Below are 23,173 nucleotides of genomic sequence, written 5' to 3' on the forward strand. Positions count from 1 at the left end.
AATAAAATTTTGTATTCATCTGAAATACGGTGTATTCAGATGGCTTATTAAAGTTACTCTTTTTTTATATCAAAAAATTTGTATAAAACCTCTTGACTATTTATAGTTTGTCACCTCTTACTATTTACTGATGCCTCTTGAAGTTTTCGAGTACTCATGGTATTATTATGGCAGATATCGCGATAATTGCAAGTATGCACTTTTAAGTGATATAGTACCCAAAAAGATACTAAAGGAGGATTCATCTATGCCACCAATTGAATGTGCTGGCTACAACTGTCCGGTAGATGCCACCTTAGATATGATAGGCGGCAAATACAAAGCCCTGATCTTATGGCACCTTATTGGCCATACGTTAAGATTCGGAGAACTAAAAAAACTGATCCCGCAGGCCACTCCAAAAATGATGACGCAGCAGTTACGGGAACTGGAAGAAAATAATCTGATTATACGAACGGTTTATCCTGTGGTTCCCCCTAAAGTGGAGTATTCCCTTTCAGAACTGGGAACCAGCATACGCCCCATTCTTGAAGCAATGTATAAATGGGGAGCAGATTACTTAAACCAGAATGGTATTGTCGTAAACTGCTCCATGAAGTGTCCCGATTAAATTAGTAAGATTTCTTCCAGTTGGCAAATATCTGTCTGGATTCATTTAAAAAGTCAGAAGTGATCGTAATGGAATCCTCTGTTACGGTCTTATTCTGATCAAATATGGGCCACGGATTACAGCCGCCGGCTTCCACTTCCACCCGGTCCATCGGGAATCTGTTTCCACAGTTCTGGCATACCAGGACATCACCATCCTGTTTGTAGTATCCCCGTCCTGAATCGTAACATACCTGACAGGTATTAAAAGCAGTCCGTATGGAGCCATCCGGCGCCTTCACAGCCACAACCTCCATCTTCGTTCCATCTACTTCCACCGGATAGTAGGTGGCCGTGCTGGAAATCTCTGATACCGGTATTACAAGGTCTGTCTGGACCTGGGCAGTATCCTTTGGCGCTTCGTTACTGGTGCTGCATGCAGTCAGAGCCAGTATGGCCAGCCCTGCAGTCACGACTGCAGTCAGCCTTTTCTTAACCGCAGACATTTTCTTTCCCCGTATGTTCTTTTTATCTTTGTTCATTGCGATTCTCCTCTTTTTATCATTTTAATCCTGCTTTTCTCTGCTTCTTAAAAAAAACATACCCGCAATCAGGGCCGCAGCCGGCAGAATGCAGTGCCAGTGACTGTATAATAAATCCATATGCAAATCTCCTTTCCGGTCTTAATGTTTAATCCGTTTATCCGCAGCAGGAACCACCGGCTCCCTGAAATGTATCATCCGGCCAGATCATGGTCTGAAATTTGCTTACTTCATCCTTGACTGCGTTTACATCAACATTTTCCAGATCATCCACTACCTTGATGTATCCATAAAAGGAATTATCCCCTGTAGAAAAGTCAAAGCTTTTTTCTGGTGCAAAGTATAACGTATTTTCCCCTTTTTCCAGATAAAGCATAGTTGAATAATCAGGAATCAAAAGATCGGTGCCATAATCAGTGCCTGCCCGGTTGTCTGTGAGTGTCCATTCTACATTCACACCGGCTTTTACCACTGCAACGGCGGGTTTAAAGCCCTGATCAGTCAGTTCCAATGTGATTTTCTGCACTGGTTCTCCATTGTCATCCACAGACTCCTGGGCAACAGCCACCTCATCCACCGGTATTGCATAACCGGCTGGAACTGGTTTTTCCGGAGCATATTCTTTTAAGACTCCCTCTCCCTGGGAATTATCTCCACCTTCTGTCTCACCCTGTTCTGTCACGTAAATAGATCCCCGGATCATCCCCATCCAGCAGCTATAAGGAATCTTTCCGGTTTTATCAGGCGTAAATTCCACCACATTCTCTCCTGTGTGAAAGGAGTATTCAATTCCGTATTCCCGTATGATCATCCTGTTGTTGCATCCATTGATGCTGCCCTGTGGTGCGTCAATTACCCATTTTACAGGAATTCCCGCCTGGACATGAATATTGGGATATCGTCCTGAACTTAAGGTGCTGTTAATTACCTGAACACCATCTTCGATTTTTATTTCTTCCGGTACTTTCTGATTCTCGGCACCACTGCTTACAAAGCCGGGCAGGAAATCAGAAGTCTGAAATCCGGACAGACTGATTCCCTGGGTGAACATGGATAATCCCAGTACCACCACCAGAACCGCTCCTGCAGTCATAACTCTGTTTGAAAATTTCTTACCCAGAACCGTTGATAATGCACCTAAAGTGAACATCAAGGGAACCGTTCCAAGGCTGAATAAAAACATAGATAGAGCACCGGAAAACGGATTACCGGTTGACAGCGCATAGATCTGCATGGCCTGAAGCGGTCCGCAGGGCATAAGCCCGTTTAAAAGCCCAACTATAAACGGACTGCTGCTCTTTGCTTTCTCGTGACTGATTTTTGCTGCAAAAAACTTTGGCATCCTGGGATTGAGTCTGCGAAGCCATGGAAAAATTCCCAGCATGTTTATTCCCATAATCACCATGAAGATTCCTGCAACCAGCTTTAAAACACCCTGAAGTGTATTGGAAAAGGTCACAGCTGCACCCAGCCCACCTACCAGAAAGCCAACTGCAGTATAGGAGATGACACGGCCCAGATTATAGAGAAACGTAGGACGCAGGGCTGCGAAACGGTTCTGATTCGTATCGGAATCTCCGCTTTTTGGAATACACTGAGACAGATTGATGCCCCCGCACATTGCCACACAATGAACCGACGTAATTAAACCAATTAAAAAGAGCATCCCATATCCCATTGTTTCGTCAGCCAGCTGGCTGGGAACCAGTAGATTTAACAGACCGGTCTGTTCCAATAGCATATATAAAGAAACAATAATAATTAAAACGCCCACAGTCCTGTGAACATCTGTTCCCCGGTTTGCCTGATCTGCTAATACGGTGTAGCCTAACTTCTCGATGATTCCGGTTATACTCTGATAAGAAATGATATCCGTATCAAATGTTACGGAAGCAGTACCTGCGTTGTAACTCACTTCCACTTTTTCAATTCCAGCTGTATTACTCAGTTTTTTTTCAATTTTATTCTGGCAGCTGATACAGGTCATTCCGCCGATACGCAATTTTTTAGTTCTGACTGCTGTTCCCATTACGCATCCTCCTTTTTATAGTTCTGAATAGAAGAATAGCAGGACGATTTGTAAAAGTTGTGTAGATGGTTGTGTAAAAGCAAAAAAATACGCATCTCTCAAGAATTCATCCTGAGAAATACGTATTTATAATTTTATGCCTCCAGTCTGATCAGAGCCTGAATTAATTCCTCACATATTTCCGTTATGTCCTTACCGTCTGTTTCTATCATGATATCAGCGGATTGCCGGTAAATAGAAGCTCTTTTCTCCATCAGTTCCTTTATATATTCCACATTCATATTACCATTTAAGATGGGGCGCTCATCGCTGTCTTTCACCCTCTCTAATATGGTTTCGGGACTGGCAGTCAATAGTACAATTCTGCTGTTCTTCTTTAAATTCACTACATTCTCTTCCCTGATTACTGCACCGCCCCCGCAGGAAATAATCGTCTGCCTCAAGTCCTTTAAGCTTATGATAGCGTTGCTCTCACAGTTACGGAAATACTCTTCTCCATATCTGGCAAAGATTTCCTTAATGGGCATCTTCTGTTCTTGTACAATTCTTGTGTCCACATCCACTTCATTCATCGCCAGCATATCTTTTAAATATGCGGATACCGTACTTTTGCCTGCCCCCATAAAACCAATGAGAGCAATGTTATAATGAAACAGGTTCTTACTTAGCACACATTTACTATTTTCCTCAATCTGACGGAAAATTCCAAGGAGTTCCTCTTTATAGCCATGATCACCGATTGCCTGAAGCAGAGTTTCCTGGCGTACCGCTTCCTGCTCCGGTTCCAATATTGGGAGTCCATAGGCTTTCTTATATTCTGTCATCTCCCCTATACAGGAAAGCCGTTTCGTCAGCAGTTTTAGAATCTGTTGGTCACATTGCTCTAAATCTTTTCTCATTTCAATCAGTTCTCTCATTTTACTTCTCCCTAAAATATCCGTAGTATAATTTTTTACATTATACATATGCTTTGGGACATTGTAAAGAAATTCTTACGTCTTTTCTTTTAAAAATTCAATGTATTCATCGCCCCATTCTCCTAATGCAATCAGTACCTGATCAAACTTACTGCCGATTTCACTTAAAAAGTATTCTACCTTGGGCGGAATCTGGGAATATTCTTTTCTCACAACCAATCCCTCTTCTTCCAGGGATTTTAACTGTCTGGATAGTGTGGTATGTGTGATCTCCTCCGGCATCATACGCTTCAGTTCATTAAACCGCACCGGACCATCCTTTAATAAATATAAAAGATAGATGGACCACTTACCGGAAAGAACTTTCTGAGAGGTAACGTAAGGACACAGTCCAAATAAATCTTTCTTATCCATATAAGTATCCTCCTTGATACTAGGTATCATAAAATATCGTAGTTTACAAAACATTCATACTAGGTATAATAGTCATGTGAACAAATTATAGCATTGATACCTGAAAGGAGCAAGAGTGATGAACGAAATCCTCAATTACTTAAAAGAATGCGGAACTTTTTACCTGGCAACGACTGAGGGAGACCAGCCCCGTGTACGCCCCTTTGGTGCAGTCTGTGAATTTGAAGGCAGACTTTACATCACGACCAACAACCAGAAAAAAGTATTCGCACAAATGCAGAAAAACCCTAAAATCGAAATTTCCGCAATGAATAAGGGAACCTGGATCAGACTGGAAGCCGAGGCTGTATGGGATGACCGCAGAGAAGCAAAAGCTGCTATGATGGAGGACAATGAGGCCGCACTTAGCCGTATGTATTCCGTTGACGATGGTATTTTTTCAGTATTATATCTGAAGAATGCGACTGCAACCATATCCTCCTTCACTTCTGAACCAAAAGTTGTTACATTCTAAATCATAGAAGAAAACGGCAGTAGATATACTGCCGTTAAACGAAATTCTGTTACCCTAATTTAAATTTCTCAACTTCCTGGGATAGTAAGTGTGCCTGGGCTGCCAGTTCTTCACTGGAAGAGGAGCTTTCTTCCGCAGTTGCCGCATTTGTCTGTATGACTGCAGAAACCTGGGAAAGTCCCTGATTGATCTCATCAATTACCGCTGCCTGCTTATATGAAGCCTGTTGGATCTCTCCGACAAACCGACCCACAAGCTCTGATTTCTCTCCTACTCCAAGCAGCAGCCTTTTTGTTTCCTCCGCCAGTTTTTCCCCTTCTGACACAATCTTAACTGAATTCTGAATTAAGTCTGCAGTCTGTTTGGCAGCCTCAGCGGATTTGCCTGCAAGGTTTCTTACTTCGTCGGCTACAACCGCAAAACCCTTGCCTGCCTCACCTGCACGGGCAGATTCCACAGCTGCGTTTAATGCAAGAATGTTGGTCTGGAAAGCAATATCCTCTATCACTTTCGTAATACTGGATATTTTTTCTGATGCAGCCCCGATATCCTTCATTGCACCGTTTAATTTCTGCATATATGTATTGCCTTCTTCCAGCCCTTTACCGGTATCAGCAATATAAAGTGTAGCTTTCTTCACATTTTCTGCATTCTGTTCTGCTTCCTTTGCTATACTGCTGACTGATGCGCTCAGCTCTTCTACCGTGGCAGCCTGTTCCGTCGTGCCTGATGCCAGTGCCTGTGCTGCTGACGCCACCTGGCCGGAGCCGGCGTTTACCTGATCTGCTGCCTCACTGATGGAACGCAGGGTCCGGTTTAAATCGTTTCGTATTTTCTGCAAGGCAAGCCCCAGTTCGTCCTCTTGGGAACGCAGTGGCACCTCTGTAGTAAAATCCCCCTTACTGATATCTTCTGCTGCGTATACCTGTTTCTTTATACTGCCGGTCATCCGCATAAAGGCCTTTGCAAGCTGGCCCGTTTCATCCTCCGTATCTATTCTGCCTAAATCAACATCTACGTGGCCAGAAGCAATACGGCCTGCAGCTTCCACAACCTGCTTAATGGGACGGCTGATCATACCGGAGATTCTATTTCCTAAAACCAGACCTGCACATGCACCAAATAATACGATCATTATTAAAATTACGGTAAGCACATCAGCAGTGATACGGTTTTCATTGTTGGTTTTATGCGCTTCATTTATGCGGTTATCTATGAGAATATCAAAATTTTCAAACATCTTCTGAATATTATCCGTTTCTTTAAACAGCTGGGTATATGCTTCGTCTCTTTTCCCATTTCTGGCTTCTGCAAGACAATTCCAAACCGCAGGCTCAAATGAATTATTAAACAGTTCCACTGATTCATCAAGAAGTGCCAGCGAAGCAGAGTTAGTGACTGTCTCACGGTATTTTTCTATATTAGTCAGGAATTTTTCCTTATCACCTTGAAACTGCTGTTCCAATTTATCCAGCTCACCGGTGTTTCCCGCCATGATAATCATGGTTCTGGAATCAATCAGAAACTGATACAGTCCCTCAATGGCACCAATCAGGTTTTCAACCGGCGCCGTCTGCTTTTCATACAAATACGTGTCCATCGCACTGATTCGAAGAAGTCCGGCTACGCCCGCGCCACCCACCAGAAGCATGATCAGTGTGATACAGCAAAAGCCCGTCAACAGTTTTCGGGAAATGCTGTAATTTTTAAAATTCTTCATTTTTTTCCTCCCTGTTTTATCTTCCGTAGTTAATCCAAATGTCATTCGCAGTATATTTTGTACTGCGGTAAAATGTTGTTAAACCCCATTCTATCTGAGCACAGTCTTTTTATGACGGAAAATCAGACGGCGATCTCTTCCTGAGCTTATATTTATTTTTTGTCTGATGAGACCGTGTGCCGGGAAGGAACGTGGAGTTCTCTACCTGTTTTATGACGTGATGAATGACGGCGTTTCTGTTATATCAATAGAAAGGAACGGATAATTGTTTTGTCAATTAAATTACTTTATTTTTTTAAATGTTAAATTTATATAATTACTTCCTAATTGACAAACAATATGTTTCGGTTGTATAATTTACATTGTCGAAAAATACATTTTTTTAGTACCGCAGTACAAAATATACTGTGATATTCCACAAACAAAAGAGTACAAACCTTCTCTCACGAATTTGGGCTTGTACTCTCTTTTTTATTACTCAGTCATCAATCTTTTTTCACCAGTAATTTTCTGAATTTCATCAATATCCTGGGTCACTTCTGCTACCCCCAGATATTTTCCTGCTTCGTTTCGTACGGCATAGTAACGGATCAGAATATATTTATTTCCCATTCTGATCCAGAAATCCTCCTCATCCTTTCTGCCGCTTTTAAAATCCTCCACAATTTTTTCAACGATATGGACACTTGCAGGAGGATGACAGTTTGAGACATTTCTTCCTATTATTGTTCTGGTTCTGGGAAAGGCCCGGTCCTTTCCTTCAGAAAAATATTTCACTTCATCTTTCTCATCTACAAATGTGATATCAAAAGGCAGGGTATTGAGCAGAGCAGTCAGTTCTTCCGTTTTCAACTCTCCCGAAGGCAGCTTAATAATTCCCTCCTCTGTTTTTACACATTCGTGTTCTTCTTCCCCCGCTTCAGGCTCCCACTGCGCAACGTGCTCAATCATATAGCCGATTTCTCCGCTTCCTTGTGCAATGGTCTTCCAATCCTCCATGGTGAGATTTTCCATCATCATGGGAACCATAATATTTTCTTCTTTAAATATCATCTCCTGGATTTTATCTGCCATATCCTGGGCTTTTTGAATCAGGGTTTCCTTTGGTATGGATTGGCTGGCTGTCAAAGCCGCCACCTCCTTTATCCGGGCTCTGATTTCGTCATCCACCCCCCACATAACTTTCGGCGGTGCCGTAACCCCGTATTTCTCCATGTATGGAAAATACAGATTTTCCTTTTTCTTATAATGAATGCTTATATCCTTTAACTGATCGATTCCGGCTTTCAGCTGGTCCATTGCATTGGGATCCTCAAGAGCTTTAAGAGACAGGAACGGCCGCACAGCCTTATCCAGAATGTGTGAAATTCTTTTATTTTCCCTTACCAGTACCTGAACCGGGTGTCCAGGTATGAGCGCCGGCTCTTCCGGCTGATGAATTTCTTCTATCGTTCCCTTAAATACCGCTGCATGAACGTCACAAAGTTTTTGCACCTCTTCAACGGGAAGCCCCTCCGCAATCAGTGCCCCTTCTGCTTTTGAAATCTCACTGGCAGATACTCCGTGAAACACCTTTTCAAACTGTGATTTCACTTCTTCCACTTTCTTTCCCTCATGAAGCTGCCGGATGATATCTTTTATTGTCTTTTGCCTCATCTGGCTGTTGTTGATGAATTCACTCATAACTGTTCTCCCTTTCTATTAAGAATGAAGTAAGAAAAACACCTCCGTCTGATCCTTTATTTCTTTCAGAAAGAGGTGCTTTCAGTGATTATTCTACTTTAATAACATCGACCGGACAGCCTTCCTGTGCCTCCACTGCCGTTTGTTCTGCTGATTCGGGTACGGTATCAACGTATACTTCCGCAGGACCGTCATCCCCCATTCTGAATACTTCCGGACAAGTTGAGGCGCAGAGACCGCATTCAATGCAGCCCTCTCTATCTACTTTTGCTATCATTCTTTAACTCCTTTCTGTTCTGTCCCGGGGACAGCTTTCATGCTTTACCCTGAATGCACTTTTATTGTTGGTATTTTATTATAAAAATATCCATTTTTTTATAAATAACAGAAGAAAAAGAAGATCTGGAAAAATCACAGATCTTCTTTTTCTTCTATTATTTCTTACTTTCTTTTAGCAAGATATTCCTGACCAAGTACATCTGCAGCTATCAGGGCATCATAAAGCTGTTCTGGCGTTACATCTCCAATCATATTATGGATGCTTTCTCCTTGTGCACATGCATTCTCTGCTGCAATGCGGACCCGCTCCCGGTCTGTTACACCGATTTCTTTTAAAGTTACTGGAAGTCCCACACTGGCACAAAACTCCTGAACCTGATTAAACTCTGCTGCCGGCGCATTTTCTAATACCAGCTGGGCAAGAGTTCCAAATGCGACCACACTGCCGTGCATGGTTGATTCACATTCTTCCAAAGCTGTAAATCCGTTATATACGGAATGAGATACTGCCAGACCTCCGTTATCAGCGCCTACACCGCTTAAATAAGTATTGGCCTCAATAATTGCTTCCAGTGCCGGAGTTACAATATGATTCTCACATGCTTTTAATGCCTTATAGCCATCCTCTAAAAGAGTCTCATAGCAAAGCCTGCAAAGAGCCATTGCGGATTTTGTGATTCCGCCATTTTCCAGGCTGGGAGCTTTTGCCTTTTCACAGGCTCTTGCTTCGAAATAAGTACCCAGCGCATCTCCCATTCCTGCAATGAGGAATTTCACTGGCGCATGAGCAATAATATCAGAATCCACAATTACGGCATCTGGATTTTTCGGATAAAATATGTAATGGGAAAAGCTTCCATCATCGTTATAGATTACAGACAGACCGGTACAGGGAGCATCCGTTGCAACTACTGTAGGAATGACTACAACCGGCAGCTTCTCAAAATGAGCAGTAGCTTTCGCTGTATCTATGGCAGATCCGCCGCCTACGGCTGCCACACAGTCAATGTGATTGTCTAAGACAATCTTTCGCATCCGTTCTATTTCACCGGTGGAACTGATTCCTCCAAATATTTCAAAATGCACTTTTGCATCTTTTCCTTCGAAACTTTTCTCAATTTTTTCATGGCAGTTTTTGTATCCGCTGTTGCTGCAGATAAAAAGAAACGATGTACCAAGATTTTTTGTTTCCTCGTAAATCTCCGACAAAGCGCCCTGTCCCTGTACGTATTTTAAAGGTGATCTCATTAATTTCAGCATAATAGTCTCCTCTCTCTAATCAGTAAAAAAATATCGTTATGCTGTATTAAATATACGCCTGATGGACAGATATGTCAAGATTTTAACGAGTGATAATTTCTGTGGCATTTAACAAGCTGCAATCTCCTTAATCAAGAATTCCCTTCCCCCCAGGAGTTCCCAGGAGTAGCTTTGGCAGTAAGGACACTTCACATATCCTTCCGATACGTGGAACACATGATTGCACTGCCTGCACCGGCCACTGGCAGGAATGATTTCTATATCCAGACGTGTATTTTCAAGCAAAGTCCCCTGGACAGCAGCCGGATAACACTGCTCTACATAGCTGGGTACCACAAGTGCCATCTCACCGATTTGAAGAACAAGACGGTCCACCTGTGTGAGACTTTGTTCCCTGACCACATCTTCTACAATCCGGACTACTTCCATCAAAACTCCCAGTTCATGCATATCATTCCTCCTTACTGCTGCTACCTATTGTGCCAGCTCCTTCACTTCACGGTAGGACTTTAAATCCGTATAAAGCTCCGGTCCATATGGGCTGCGGTGCTTTTTCCAGATATTATATCCCATATATACAGCCACTGCTCCATTGCATAACAACGCAATCAGACTTACTCCAAAATAAATGCCTGGCCTGTAGGAAGAATCCACACGGAATTGCCCCACATCCTGGAATCCCGGAAATGTCTGGGCAAACATACACCAAAGAGCAAGGGTCTGGGCGCGGTGCTGCAGCCATGCGCCCTTTCCAACAGTAAATGCACAGAGGGTCGGTGCCAGAAGTAGTGCCAGCCCACAGTACCATGCATGGTGGGGAAGGCAGTTATAAGTATAGGCAAAATTCCATATATCATAGGCCGCGATCCAGAACCACAGCATGTCAGGCCACAGCATATCCCTGCTTTTGTCCCGGGCTGTCTCCTTTCTCAGGCAGATACCAAACCATCCGGTTATGGTAATAATATTTAAGATTCCTGCTGCTGCATTCATATAATTCCAGGGGCCCCCCATAAGAAGAACTGAAACATCTGCTGTGGCATCCTGGGCTATGGTATGGTATGTCATACCTACTTCAAGATCTCTTGTCACCGCTTCCATAATATTGACAGCAAGAATCAGAGGCGGGAAACAAAGGGCAATGCGGCTGTCACAAAGGCGGAATACAGTATTGTCCTTTCTTGTTTTTTGATAATGCCGGATCAGCCAGAAGCCGATGCAGCCTGCCGTTGCGGAATAGACTTTTGCAAGATGAAACCAGTCTGTATATGTACTCTTTTTCATAACTGTAAACCAAAGAACAGATAAAACAGCAGGCATCACAAAAAAGAAAAGAAAACCAATCCTCTTATAGCGCCGTGACACCTCATTGAGCAGGAATAGTAAAGCAAATACCAATAACCATACAAGCAGATAAGACAGGGGAAAGGCCCCCTTTGCTGATTGAAATACAAACATTTTACTACCTCCAGTTACATTGGGCACAACCTTTGGTTGAGCCACATCTATTTTGTTTATATTTTAACACTTTTCAAAAAAATTTGTCAAAATTTTACATACATTTTGCTAATTATCAGAAGTTTTCACAGTTGTTTTTCTTGCTTTTTATACAAAATTACCATATAATTATGATTGTGGTATCTGGTTCAACCAGGTACAGTCTTATGCAGACAGGGGGAATGTTTTATGGAGTTTAAAAAGCTGAGTGCGCCTACATTAAAGGAGCTGTTTATTAAAGAGCTGGAGTCCTGCATTCTTTCCGGTAAGCTTCCTATCGGAACGAAGCTTCCGCCGGAACGGGAACTGGCAGTTTCCATGCAGATCAGCCGGTCTGTGGTAAATGCAGGAATTAAAATACTGGCAGATAAAGGGTTTCTTGACATACGCCAGAGGCAGGGAACGTTTATTGCAGATTATAGAAAGGAAGGAACTATAGATACCTTTCTTTCTATTGTAAATTACAATGGAGGAATTCTGCGAAAAGAAGAAGTAAAGTCTATTTTAGAACTTCGAATCGCGTTAGACAGCCTTGCAATTGAACTGGGTTCTAAGGATATTACAGATTCAGAGATTTTACAGCTGAGGAATTTAACGGAAGACATCGGAAGAGCCGCCAGCCCTCATGAAGCGGCGGAATCTGCCTTTGCGTTTCACCATCATCTGGCGCTGTTTTCCGGAAATTCTCTCCTTCCTTTAATTTTCCGGTCATTTAAAGCGCTGACATACTCTCTCTGGCTTCGTTTCTGCGCCTTATATGGAATCCCCGCTCTTTACGAAAATACCAACGAACTTTGTACCCTCATAGAAGAACGGGATTTTAAGGGAGCCGAAAGCTATCTGAAGCGGTCGCTCTGCGACAGCATCAGCGGTCACCGGGAAATATACTATACACCGTAATTTTTAAATCCGGTTCCAGCAGTCTGTAGATAACTGCCGGAACCGGATATACTAAAAAATCCTTTCACCTTTCATCCATATAGATCTTTAAAAATTCAGCCATAAGCATGGCATAACTGAACAGAAACACAAAACCCGCTGCAGCAAGAGGCCATTTCCTCTTTTTTTCAGGGACTGAAAGTCCAATCATAACACCCAATGCACAAAGACAAACCTTTAGCAATGCAAAATCTTTGATTCTGCACTGTCTGATATACTCATCTGCACAATTTACCAACTGTTTCATTTGTTCTGCCTCCTTCTTCCTTAATCTTTAGTGATTAGTATATACCTATTAAAAAATTTTATTAAGCTCATTGACAAAAGGTCAGAATCTGTTTCACGTCAACTGCCATTTTCCGAAAGCCGGACCATAAAAATTCAATTTTTTCTATTTTAATCCGGATTAAATGAAGAGCCACCGGAAGCTTCCTCACATTTTCATAGTCTAAATTTTTCATCGTCAGAAATTCAAGGTACTGCGTACTTCCGGATTCAATTATTTCAGCCATGCCTTTAATCTGCATCCCTCTTAGCTGATTCATGCCCTGAAACTCATTAAAAACTGCCACAGATACATTGGGATTTTGCAGAATATTGGCAAACTTTTGCCCTCCCTCACTTATCACATATATAAATCCATTCCAGTACTGATATTCAATGGGAGTCGCCCTGATTCGGCTTTTGTATCCGGTGGACAAAGAACAGGTATTATGATTGGTCAGAAACTCCTCGCAAAAGCCAAGCAGTTTTTTTTTCTCCATCACCTTTGCAGGACAGTCCTTCCATTCTTTTATGCTTAACAAAGTCTCCACATATTCGTCCTGGTCAAAACACAGATAATCCTGCTCATCAAATCCTGCTGACTTGAAAAATACCGCCATACGCGTTCGGTCTTTCTCCTCAAGTCTGTTTAAAATAAGATTACCGGCAATTCCACCCTGGAATATCACACAGCTTCCAAGGAGTCCGCTCACCGGCTGCAAATACTTCTTCGCATACTCCTTGATCAGACAAGTGCAAAAAAGAACTACTTTATTTTTCTTCAGCCACTCCAGATTGTTTTTTATGAACGCAACGGCTTCCTGCTCCATCCGTTCATAATAGACGGGAATCAGCAAAACTACAAGATCCCATTCCTGTCCGAAATCATTCATCTCTGAAAAACGCTTGCATTTTCCAGGTCCCAGTACCAGGGAAGCCTGCCAAGCGGCCATTTTCGTAAATCCATATCTGCTTTCATAAAGAACCAGCGTGTTTTTCATTCCTGCACCTCCTTGTTAATTTTTATGCAGATTACAATATTTTAGAATGTGAGAAATTTTTATCGCTCTGCATCCTGTTGCTTTTTGTATTAAAACATATTAGAATTGGTTTATTGAAACGAAACTGGAGGCAGCAACTATGGTTCTGGACATTCCTACAATTTCCATTGTACTTTTTTATATCAGTTTCATACAGCTGCTCATTATGCTGTTTGCTTTTCGTATTATTAAAAATTATCCCGGCATGAATTACCTGCTCTTCAGTTGTTTTGCTTCAGCTGTCTGCGGGCTTCTTTATGCTTTCCGTACCTCTTCGGTTCAGAAAGATTTATTGATATACCTTTCCAATATTTCGTTATATTTTTCCATTTTGGGATTAAATATCGGCTTTTCCAAATTTCTGGGACTTCCTGTCGCCAAAGGTAAACTATTGGCTCTGACCTTTTTGTTTCTAGTCAGTTATATCTGTTTTATTTTTACCTATAATAATAACAGTTACCGGATTATGGTGTTGTGCTTATTTTCTGCCATTGTTACATTTTTAAACGCGAATATTTTATACAATCATTCCATTGACTCTGTCCGTCCAGTCTCGCGTATTATTGCTGCAGCTTGCATTCCTTACGGATCTTTTCTGATCATCCGTGGTTTGTTTACTTTTTATAAAGAAACGCAGAATTATAGCATTGGTTCCTTTTTTAACCTCACAAACTATTTTCTGACCATTGCCGGGATCCTTTTATGGACTTATTGCTTCATTATAATGACTGTCCAGAGGGAACATGCAGATAAGACACTTGCGGAAGAACGTTTTCGCCTTATATTTGAGACAATACCTGACTGTGTATTTATCTCGGAACTGCATTCGGGTAAAATAATCGATGTAAATGAGTCCTATACCACAATAACCGGTTACACAAGGGAAGAATCCATAGGAAGGACAACTCTGGATCTAAAGTTCTGGAAAGATCCCAGTGACAGAGATTGTTTCTTTGATATGATCAGGAGGGCTGGCGGTTGTAAAAACATGGAAATCTCCATTCTAAACAAAGAACGGAAAAAAATAAACGCCCTTATTTCATCACGGATCACTCATTTGAATAACAATACATACATCATCAGTGTTATCCGGGATATTACGTGGAATCATGAATTAAAAAAGCAGCTAAAAAAAAGTGAGGATACGTTTCAGGCAATTATGGAACAAAGTCCTGTCTCTTTTATTCTCACCAATACTTCTGGAGAAATTGAATATGCAAACCCAACCTTCTTACAGCTTATGGGATATGAAATACAGGAAGTTATAGGAAAAAATCCGAGAATATTGAAATCAGGATATCACAACACAGAGTTTTACCATAATTTATGGACTACAATTCTTTCAGGAAAACAATGGAGCAGTGAGATTGTAAACAGGAAGAAAAATGGAGATCTGATCTGGGAAAATATAATCCTGACACCGATCTTAAATGAAGAAGGCGAAATTATTCAGTTTCTTTCCACACTGGAGGATATTTCAGACCGGAAAAAGACGGAACAGGAGCTTAAAATCCAGGCGAGAACCGATATGCTCACCGGAATCATGAACCGGAGAAGCTTTTTGGAGTCAGCACAAAAAGAACTTTCTAATATGAAACATAACAGCCAGACTGCAGCGTTTCTTATGATAGACATTGACCGGTTTAAGTCCATTAACGACACCTTTGGACATAGTATGGGAGACCGGGCGATCTGTCTGGTGACAGAAGAATGCCAGAAACTCATGAAGGGGAAGGATTTACTGGGGAGAATCGGCGGCGAGGAATTTGCAGCGTTGATTTTTGACAGCCATGAAGCCGAAATTGTGCAGACTTCTGATAAGCTGTGCAGAAGCATCGAGCACTTGCTGTTTTACAGTGATGGTCAGGAGAGAATCCCACTGCGCATCAGTGTGGGTGTGACTTTCTATCACCCGGCTTCCGATACTCTTGAAAGTCTGATGGAACGTTCCGACATCGCCCTTTATCAGGCCAAGAATGCAGGAAGAAACCGGATCTCTGTGATATACTGAAAAAAGTAGTGCCTGCAGCATGAAACTCTGCCGCAGGCACTACTTTTTATTCCAGTGAAACTCCGTTTGTTTTTATCACCTTCTGATACCAGTAAAATGATTTTTTTCTGCTTCGCTTCAGGGTTCCATGCCCCTGATTGTCTTTATCCACATAGATAAATCCATATCGTTTTTTCATCTCCCCCGTAGAAGCGCTTACCAGATCGATACAGCCCCACGGAGTATATCCGATTAAATCCACACCGTCGATATCCACCGCATCAATCATGGCTTTTATGTGTTCTCTTAAATAATCAATGCGGTAGTCATCGGTCACAGTCCCATCATCCTCCATCACATCAGCCGCTCCCAGCCCGTTCTCAACAATGAAAAGCGGTTTCTGGTAACGGTCGTACAATGTGTTAAGCGTGATACGAAGTCCCAGCGGATCGATCTGCCAGCCCCAGTCTGAAGCCTTGAGATATGGATTTTTAATACTCTTCATCACATTTCCTGCTGTGGATTTCTTTAAGACTTCCGGATCTGCACTGGCACAGCGGGAAGAATAGTAGCTGAATGAAATATAATCAACGGTATTCTCTCTTAATATGCGGAAATCTTCCTCTTCTGCATTCAGGATAATTCCTTCCCTCTCAAAAAATTTCTTTGCATAGGCAGGATACTGGCCTCTTGCCTGGACGTCGATAAAGAAATAGTTGTCCCTGTCCTTTTCCATGGCTTTCCATACATCATCAGGACTGCAGCTGTAGGGATAAAAATTCCCTGCTGCAAGCATACAGCCAACCCTGTACTCAGGATCGATTTCATGGGCCAGTCTGGTTGCCATGGCTGATGCCACCAGCTCATTATGTGCTGCCTGGTACTTGACCTGATCGGTGTTCTCCCCTTCCTCAAAGCGGATACCCGCTCCCATAAATGGCAGATGCAAAAGCATATTGATCTCATTGAAAGTAATCCAGTACTTAACTTTTCCTTTAAATCTGTGAAAAATGGCATCGCAGTAACGGACAAAGCAGTCAATCAGCTTACGGTTTTTCCAGGAACCATACTTTTCTGCCAGAGCTAACGGCACGTCGAAGTGGCAAATGGTAATAACGGGCTCGATGTTATATTTTAACAGCTCATCAATCACTTCTTCATAAAACTTAAGACCTTCCTCATTGGGTGCTTCCTCTTCCCCTGTGGGAAAAATCCTGGACCAGGAAAGGGAAAAACGATAGCATCGAAAGCCCATCTCTGCAAAAAGGGCAATGTCCTCCTTATAGTGATGATACATGTCAATGGCTTCTCTTGATGGATAATAGGAGTCATCAGGCAGATTTTTGTAATCCATCTCTCCAAGCATGACAGGGAAACGGTTTTCCCCCCATGGCACGACATCCACAGTTCCCATGCCTTTGCCGCCTTCTAAATAGCCGCCTTCACACTGGTTGGCTGCTGTTGCTCCTCCCCATAAAAAATCTTTTCTCATCGTTTTTACCATTCCTTTCTTTGTGTCAAATTATAGTATTTACTTCTTTGCTTGTTCATCCCTGTAAATAATAAAGCAGGCTGCAAATGCAATCAGGGCTGCAACCACCACACCGGCAGTTACCCAGGGAATACTGGAGGTATCATTATTAGCGGGATTGATAAAAGCAGGGAAACCAAAGATTCCTAACGCACCGGACATATATTTCTTTACATTTCCAGCTCCAATGATGGCACCGCCGATGGATGCAGCCACACAGGAAATAATAAACGGTTTCTTCTTCGGCAGGGAGATACCATAAATAGCCGGCTCCGTCACACCAAAGATACCGGAGATTGCTGCCGGAATACAAAGACTCTTTAAATTTTTATCCTTTGTCTTAAGCATAACCGCTGCAACCACCGCAGTCTGTGCAAAGGAAGCTGCAAAATAAGGCTGCATAAAGCTGTCAAATCCCTGTGTATTCAGGTTCATGATATAAACCGGAATCAGTCCCCAATGGAGTCCGAAAATTACAAGAACCTGCCAGAACGCGCCAACAATTGCACCTTCTAATACAGGGCTGGCATGATAAGCCGCCTGGGTAAGGTAACCAATCACTGCAGCGATGGAATTTGCCAGAGGACCTACCACAACAAAGGTTAAAGGCGCTGCAAGCATCAAAGTCAGAGTCGGAACCAGGAAGTTCTTTATTACATCCGGGATCACCCGTTTCCAGAACTTCTCAATCTTGGAGGCCACATATACGGCAAGAATGATAGGCACTACAGAAGACGGATAACCGCTTTTTGGCATAATAACAGGAATCTTCATGAACGTAGCATAAATATTGGATTCAAACATGGTGCCTGCAAACAATACATCCATAACGTCCTTAGAAGTAAGTGCCACTACTTTAGGATAAACCAGAGCACAGCCAAGTGCAATACCTGTAAAAGGATTCAGTCCAAATTTTTTGGATGCTGTATATCCTAAAATAACAGGCAGATAGTAAAAGAAACCGTCTGCCACCGCATAAAGAAGCTGATACGTTCCGTTTTCTGCAGTGAGTACTCCTGTAAAAGTAAGAATTGCCAGGATGCCTTTAATAAGACCGGTTGCACAAAATACTCCTAAAATAGGCTGAAATACACCGGATATGGTATCAATCAACGCAGAAAAGAGATTCTGGTGCTTTTTAGCATTATCTCCGTCTGCCTCCTGCGGCTCTTCCCCAAATCCCCCGATTCTGCAGACTACTTCATAAACATCTGGTACATGATTGCCGATCACTACCTGATACTGTCCGCCGCTTTTCATAACGGTGACAATACCGTCGGTGTTTTTTAAGATCTCAGTATTTGCCTTTGATTCATCCCTTAATTTAAAGCGCAGTCTGGTAATGCAATGGGTCAGACTGATTACATTGGATTTTCCACCAACGTTCTGAATAATAATTCTTGCTAATCCATCGTACTTGCTTGCCATATGTTATCTTCTCCTTTTTTATATTTCAGTAAGGTTTGATCCTTACTGTTTTTTCTGATTGTAAACCCAATCCATGATTTCTTTGTCCCGGAATGCCAGAACCCAGGAACTATGGTATATCATCTGCCCCGCCTGTTTCATTTCTTCATCACTATACATTGTGATCTTATTGTCTTCTGCCCCCTGATCCTTTAAAACCTGATATAAAATTTTGGAAGTATAGCTGGTGCAGACCGGATCATTATCAGCCTGGACAAACCACATGGGGACATTGGTTATATTATATTGTTTCATTAAATCATTAATACTGTCGTAGGATCTTTGATAATCCTGGTCACTCAGTGTCAGACTGCCATTGAATTTATAGGCGAGTCCGTAGGGCTGGGAAAGCGGGATTAAAGTATCCTTTGCACAGATAGGAAGTGCCGCAGCAAAGAAATCAGGATACTGCATTACAAAACGTAAAACTGCTCCCCCACCTGACGAAGCCCCGCTGATATAAACCCGCTTATCGTCAATCTTTCCTTTATGAATCAGATCCTGAATGAATTCATGAATCACTTCATTATAGTTCTCCATCATTTTAAGCTGGTCCGGTATCTCAGAAATCCCAAAACTATAGTTTTCCGGAAACTGGAAGGAAAGTACTGCAGTCTGATATCCATTTTCTATCCAAGTTACTGCCCCTTTGTTATTTAAAAGATTGGCGCCTTCCACGGACGTGGCAAGAACTTCTCCTCCCCCGTGTTCCCAGAGCATGAGAGGTACCTTTGAGGAACCACTTCAGGTTTTCATCGTATGTCGTTTTTCCAAGATATCGAAAAGCATCCACGTACAGCTTTACATTGTTTCCCATGATTCTTATGTCGTTGACCTTATAGCTGTCACTTCCGATTGTTATTGTGAAATCCTCTGGTGTGATGCTTCCAAGCTTTGAAATGTCCTTTAAAAGATAAGTAATTGACTCTACCTCCTGGCCATCATCTCCCACATATGTATGAAGAGTAACGTTCTCTACTGTAACCCCCTCACCGCCTGCGCATGCTTGCTTCATGGTTTCTGCCTTTGCCTGATTGGTAAATGCGGTATTGCCAAGAAGCAACGCCATAGACACGAGCAGAGTTCTTTTGATGCACTTGATTTTTTTCATGTTTTCCTCCTTTAAAAAAGCCTTTTTTAACCCCATAAAAACAAAAAGACTGATCATACTTACACATTGCTTAAGCAAACATGTAAATATCACCAGTCATGCCTGTATCTGCTGATACAGTAACACCCAGTTGTTCATTTTTCATCTAAAAAACAATCACCCTTTGAATATTAAGTAAATATTACCATAAATCCCAATACATGTAAAGACTTTTTGTATATTTTGTCAATCAAAAAGCAAACGCTTTACCCCTTCCACAGGCATCTCCTGTCCTGTATAGAGCTTAAAAGCTGCAGCCCCCTGCCAGACAAGCATACCCTGCCCGCTGATACAGTTACAACCTGCTTCTTTGGCTTCTCTCAGCATCTTTGTCTCCTTTGGATTATAAACCGCATCTGTTACAACCAGCCCTGGCCGGAACATGGTCACATCCTTTACCACACTTTCGTTATCCATGGGTTTCATTCCTACAATGGTAGCATTGGCAAAAATATCACTGGTTTTCATTTCTTCTCTCATCGTTTCCATATCTGAAATGTCAAATACATTTACAATGCAGCCCGGCTTTTCCTGTCTGATCTTCTCAGCCGTCTGAAGAGTCCTCTCAAAAAATGCATCCCTGATATTGAAAATGGAAATTTCTCTTGCTCCTTCTAACGCACACTGCACCTGTATTGCAGTGGCTGCACCTCCACCTCCGCATATAGTGATCTTTTTATCCTTAATTTCAACACCATGATCTCTCAAGTTATCCACGAATCCCTGTCCGTCTGTCATATGTCCGATGAGCTTACCATTTTCATTAACAATGGTGTTGACCGCACCAGTAATGCGTGCTGCATCTGACAGTTCATCCATGTATTTGAGCGCCTCTGTTTTGCAGGGCATGGTTACGTTGCAGCCTCTCATACGCAGGGTTTTTACTGCTTCAATCGCCTTTTCCACCTCTTCTACCGTAACATCAAAAGCGAGGTAGGCATAGTCCAGTCCCAGCTTCTCAAAGCTGTAATTATACATAGCAGGGGAACCGGAATGTCCTACCGGTGATCCAATCAAAGCCATTAAACCTGTTCTTCCAGAAATCCTCTTTTCCATATTTGCGCTCCTCATTATCAGATGTTTTTACGATACCATAACACTTCTTTTACCAGCTTGTCAACATCTAACTGCTTCAATTTACCACTTTACAGCAAAAACGCAGCCTCTTTCGGAATCGTCCGGCTGAGACTGCGTTTTTTGGTCAAACCTAATAGATTGTATAATCTTCTAATTTTCCGTTGCTCCATTTGATATCTACTGTCTTACCGTTCTTGATCCTGAGACCTTTCACATAGCCATCCTCAAACTCAGCGGGAAGAGCCGGCAGAATTTTTACCTTGCCGTTTCGGTCCTGCACCAGCATATTGGCGATTCCTGCCGTTCCCCCGAAATTACCGTCAATCTGAAACGGCGGATGGGCACACCAGAGATTCTCATAGGTAGATCTGGTCAGCAGAGTTTTTAAATATTCATAAGCGTGCTCAGAGTCTTCCAGTGCTGCAAAAAGATTGATAATCCATGCACAGCTCCAGCCGGTATAACCGCCTCCGTTTGCCAGACGCAAAAGCAGAGAGGTTTTACACGCCTCAGTCAGTGCTTCATCCCCTTCAAACAGCTCAGATGGGAACAGTCCATACAGATGGGAAACATGGCGGTGTCCGGGTTCTGACTCTTCGAATTCCTTATGCCACTCTAACAGCTGGCCTTTGCTTCCGATTTTAAATGGAGTGAGCTTACTCAGTCTTTCTGTTATTTCTGGTAAAACCTCATCATCTAACCCTAAGATGTCACATGTTTTCTGAAAATTTCCAAAAACTTCCCGGATAATGGCCAGATCCATTGCTGTAGACATAGCAACCGACACTGCACCGTCTTTGCTGCCAGGAACTTTATACTTATTTTCCGGCGATGTGGATGGGCAGGTGACATACTTATCCTCATACAGATACAGCCAGTCAATGAGGAACAGGGCTGCTTCTTTCAGGATTGGATACGCGGTTTCTTTCAGGAACTGGCGGTCCGGATTGTACTCATAATGCTTAAACAGTTCGTTGGTTAACCACGCGCCGCCCATGGGCCACATTGACCAGGTAACGCTTTCCGGTTCCCCTTCTGCTTCGCCGTGGGCCATTCCAACCGGATTGGTATTGCACCAGTAATCCGCATTATGGTGGTGCACAAAGCCTCTGCACTGATAATGAACTTTGGCAGTCTTCTTACCTTCCTCACAAATACGCTTTACAAACTCAAAGTAAGGCTTAAGACATTCTTTTAAATTACAGCTTTGTGCAAGCCAGTAATTCATCTGTGCATTGATGTTGGTAGTCCAGTTGCAGCTCCAGGGCGCTCTTAACTGCCAGCTCCAGATTCCCTGTAAATTAGCAGGGAGACTGCCTTCTCTGGAAGAGCTGATAAGTAAATATCTTCCGTATTGGAAGTAGAGTGCGTAAATTGCATTATCCTTCTCCCCATCCCGAAGCCTTTGAAGCCTCACATTGGTTGGAATTTCAGGCTGCTCTCCAAGATAGAGCTCTGCCTTGTCATAGATGGATTTGTAATCACGGATATGCTGCTCTTTGATCTCATCATATGCTGATAAACGGTCAAAAGCAGGCTCCTTCACTGCGTAGAATGCCAATATGACAGTGGATGCATGTAAGATGCGAAGCCCCTCTTTCTCACAGACTGCTTCTCCATCGCAGGAAAGAAGCTGTAAGCCTCCATGAAACTCCATTCCCTTCTCTCCCTGAACAATCGGATTTGGGGTGTAATCCACATAGGAAGGATCCACATGTTCCGGACATGTTCCGCTTATAGCAATCCCCTCTTTCCCATACTCTGCTTTGTATGGTACCTGGGATTCAAAAGAAATCAGTGTATTGATCGCTTTTTTCTCACAATCCAGTTTAATAAAGAATGCTTTGGCAGGATAACTTGCAAAGTATTCCCTGTTGTAGCTTACACCGTTTACCCGGTAACTTACATGGCTGACGGACTGATCCAGATTCAGATCACGACTGTAGTCCGTCACGTCTCCTTCATGGTCAAAGTCCATGTACAGATTTCCCAGGGGAAGATAGGATTCATTGTATTCTCCAAGCATATGAGTCCGGATCAATTCCTCCGCCTGTTCATACTTCTCCTGCTCCACCAGCCTGCGGCACTGTTCCAGATAAGGAAATGCACCATGGTTATTTTTGTCATGACGATAGCCTGACCAGAGACTCTCTTCGTTTAGTCCAAGGCACTCTCTTTTTTCGTTTCCCCATATCATGGCGCCCAGACTACCATTGCCGATTGGGAGAGTTTCTTCCCATTTACCTGCCGGTTCGGTGTAAAATAGTTTCAT

Annotated in this window: 22 protein-coding genes; 4 read left to right on the plus strand and 18 right to left on the minus strand. The window is 42.6% G+C overall.

Going from position 1 to position 23,173, the window contains the following annotated elements; genetic code table 11:
* Positions 1-247 precede the first annotated feature (247 nt).
* A complete protein-coding gene (locus CRO04_RS23370; protein WP_097006661.1) occupies positions 248-610 on the plus strand; it encodes a winged helix-turn-helix transcriptional regulator in 363 nt (120 codons plus the stop codon).
* A gap of 1 nt (position 611) precedes the next feature.
* Here the strand turns inward: CRO04_RS23370 and CRO04_RS23375 are convergent, their stop codons facing one another.
* The 4 genes from CRO04_RS23375 to CRO04_RS23390 all read right to left on the minus strand — a co-directional run bounded on the left by CRO04_RS23375 (position 612) and on the right by CRO04_RS23390 (position 4,490).
* The gene (locus CRO04_RS23375) at positions 612-1,130 is read right to left on the minus strand and encodes a DUF2318 domain-containing protein (protein ID WP_330400925.1); all 519 of its coding nucleotides are present in this window, start codon (positions 1,128-1,130) and stop codon (positions 612-614) included.
* A gap of 157 nt (positions 1,131-1,287) precedes the next feature.
* On the minus strand, positions 1,288-3,159 hold the full coding sequence (locus tag CRO04_RS23380; RefSeq protein ID WP_097006662.1) for a sulfite exporter TauE/SafE family protein: 1,872 nt from the start codon (positions 3,157-3,159) through the stop codon (positions 1,288-1,290).
* 134 nt (positions 3,160-3,293) lie between these two features.
* Positions 3,294-4,076: a shikimate kinase gene (locus CRO04_RS23385; RefSeq protein ID WP_097006663.1), complete on the minus strand. Its 783-nt coding sequence runs from the start codon at positions 4,074-4,076 to the stop codon at positions 3,294-3,296.
* 75 nt (positions 4,077-4,151) lie between these two features.
* A complete protein-coding gene (locus tag CRO04_RS23390; RefSeq protein ID WP_097006664.1) occupies positions 4,152-4,490 on the minus strand; it encodes a winged helix-turn-helix transcriptional regulator in 339 nt (112 codons plus the stop codon).
* Between the two features lie 118 nt (positions 4,491-4,608).
* On the opposite strand from CRO04_RS23390, the gene CRO04_RS23395 reads away from it, so the two are divergent.
* Positions 4,609-5,004 (plus strand): pyridoxamine 5'-phosphate oxidase family protein, encoded by a 396-nt coding sequence (locus tag CRO04_RS23395; RefSeq protein WP_097006665.1) that lies wholly within the window; start codon positions 4,609-4,611, stop codon positions 5,002-5,004.
* A gap of 49 nt (positions 5,005-5,053) precedes the next feature.
* On the opposite strand, the gene CRO04_RS23400 is transcribed toward CRO04_RS23395, so the two are convergent.
* From CRO04_RS23400 to CRO04_RS23425, 6 genes are all read right to left on the minus strand, one after another.
* Positions 5,054-6,724, minus strand: a complete 1,671-nt coding sequence (locus CRO04_RS23400; RefSeq protein WP_097006666.1) for a methyl-accepting chemotaxis protein — start codon at positions 6,722-6,724, stop codon at positions 5,054-5,056.
* 474 nt (positions 6,725-7,198) lie between these two features.
* Positions 7,199-8,407 carry a DUF438 domain-containing protein gene (locus tag CRO04_RS23405; RefSeq protein ID WP_097006667.1) on the minus strand — a complete coding sequence of 403 codons (1,209 nt, stop codon included), beginning with the start codon at positions 8,405-8,407 and terminating at the stop codon, positions 7,199-7,201.
* Positions 8,408-8,495: 88 nt separating this feature from the next.
* Positions 8,496-8,684, minus strand: a complete 189-nt coding sequence (locus tag CRO04_RS23410) for a ferredoxin (protein WP_097006668.1) — start codon at positions 8,682-8,684, stop codon at positions 8,496-8,498.
* 164 nt (positions 8,685-8,848) lie between these two features.
* On the minus strand, positions 8,849-9,946 hold the full coding sequence (locus CRO04_RS23415) for a glycerol dehydrogenase (protein WP_097006669.1): 1,098 nt from the start codon (positions 9,944-9,946) through the stop codon (positions 8,849-8,851).
* A gap of 108 nt (positions 9,947-10,054) precedes the next feature.
* A complete protein-coding gene (locus CRO04_RS23420) occupies positions 10,055-10,396 on the minus strand; it encodes a hydrogenase maturation nickel metallochaperone HypA (protein ID WP_097006670.1) in 342 nt (113 codons plus the stop codon).
* Between the two features lie 24 nt (positions 10,397-10,420).
* Complete coding sequence (locus CRO04_RS23425; RefSeq protein WP_097006671.1) at positions 10,421-11,404, minus strand: DUF5692 family protein; 984 nt, start codon at positions 11,402-11,404, stop codon at positions 10,421-10,423.
* A 228-nt stretch (positions 11,405-11,632) separates the two neighbouring features.
* On the opposite strand from CRO04_RS23425, the gene CRO04_RS23430 reads away from it, so the two are divergent.
* A complete protein-coding gene (locus CRO04_RS23430; RefSeq protein WP_097006672.1) occupies positions 11,633-12,343 on the plus strand; it encodes a FadR/GntR family transcriptional regulator in 711 nt (236 codons plus the stop codon).
* Between the two features lie 64 nt (positions 12,344-12,407).
* On the opposite strand, the gene CRO04_RS23435 is transcribed toward CRO04_RS23430, so the two are convergent.
* Positions 12,408-12,629, minus strand: a complete 222-nt coding sequence (locus CRO04_RS23435; RefSeq protein WP_097006673.1) for a permease of phosphate ABC transporter — start codon at positions 12,627-12,629, stop codon at positions 12,408-12,410.
* A gap of 67 nt (positions 12,630-12,696) precedes the next feature.
* Positions 12,697-13,647 (minus strand): pyridoxamine 5'-phosphate oxidase family protein, encoded by a 951-nt coding sequence (locus CRO04_RS23440; protein ID WP_097006674.1) that lies wholly within the window; start codon positions 13,645-13,647, stop codon positions 12,697-12,699.
* Between the two features lie 139 nt (positions 13,648-13,786).
* Here CRO04_RS23440 and CRO04_RS23445 point away from each other — a divergent pair, with 139 nt between their 5' ends.
* Entirely contained in the window at positions 13,787-15,697 is a 1,911-nt protein-coding gene (locus tag CRO04_RS23445) for a sensor domain-containing diguanylate cyclase (RefSeq protein ID WP_097006675.1), read from the plus strand.
* A gap of 46 nt (positions 15,698-15,743) precedes the next feature.
* On the opposite strand, the gene CRO04_RS23450 is transcribed toward CRO04_RS23445, so the two are convergent.
* From CRO04_RS23450 to CRO04_RS23475, 6 genes are all read right to left on the minus strand, one after another.
* Complete coding sequence (locus tag CRO04_RS23450; protein ID WP_097006676.1) at positions 15,744-17,168, minus strand: 6-phospho-beta-glucosidase; 1,425 nt, start codon at positions 17,166-17,168, stop codon at positions 15,744-15,746.
* A 39-nt stretch (positions 17,169-17,207) separates the two neighbouring features.
* Complete coding sequence (locus tag CRO04_RS23455) at positions 17,208-18,635, minus strand: PTS transporter subunit EIIC (RefSeq protein WP_097006677.1); 1,428 nt, start codon at positions 18,633-18,635, stop codon at positions 17,208-17,210.
* A gap of 42 nt (positions 18,636-18,677) precedes the next feature.
* A complete protein-coding gene (locus tag CRO04_RS23460; RefSeq protein ID WP_097006678.1) occupies positions 18,678-19,394 on the minus strand; it encodes a prolyl oligopeptidase family serine peptidase in 717 nt (238 codons plus the stop codon).
* Entirely contained in the window at positions 19,327-19,785 is a 459-nt protein-coding gene (locus CRO04_RS23465) for a hypothetical protein (protein WP_141401031.1), read from the minus strand. Before CRO04_RS23465 ends, CRO04_RS23460 begins: the two co-directional genes overlap by 68 nt.
* A 225-nt stretch (positions 19,786-20,010) precedes the next feature.
* Positions 20,011-20,880: a shikimate dehydrogenase gene (gene aroE / locus CRO04_RS23470; protein ID WP_097006680.1), complete on the minus strand. Its 870-nt coding sequence runs from the start codon at positions 20,878-20,880 to the stop codon at positions 20,011-20,013.
* 151 nt (positions 20,881-21,031) lie between these two features.
* Positions 21,032-23,173: a glycosyl hydrolase family 95 catalytic domain-containing protein gene (locus CRO04_RS23475; RefSeq protein WP_097006681.1), complete on the minus strand. Its 2,142-nt coding sequence runs from the start codon at positions 23,171-23,173 to the stop codon at positions 21,032-21,034.

Origin of the sequence: Lacrimispora amygdalina (assembly GCF_900205965.1) — a bacterium.
Taxonomy (GTDB): domain Bacteria; phylum Bacillota; class Clostridia; order Lachnospirales; family Lachnospiraceae; genus Lacrimispora; species Lacrimispora amygdalina_A.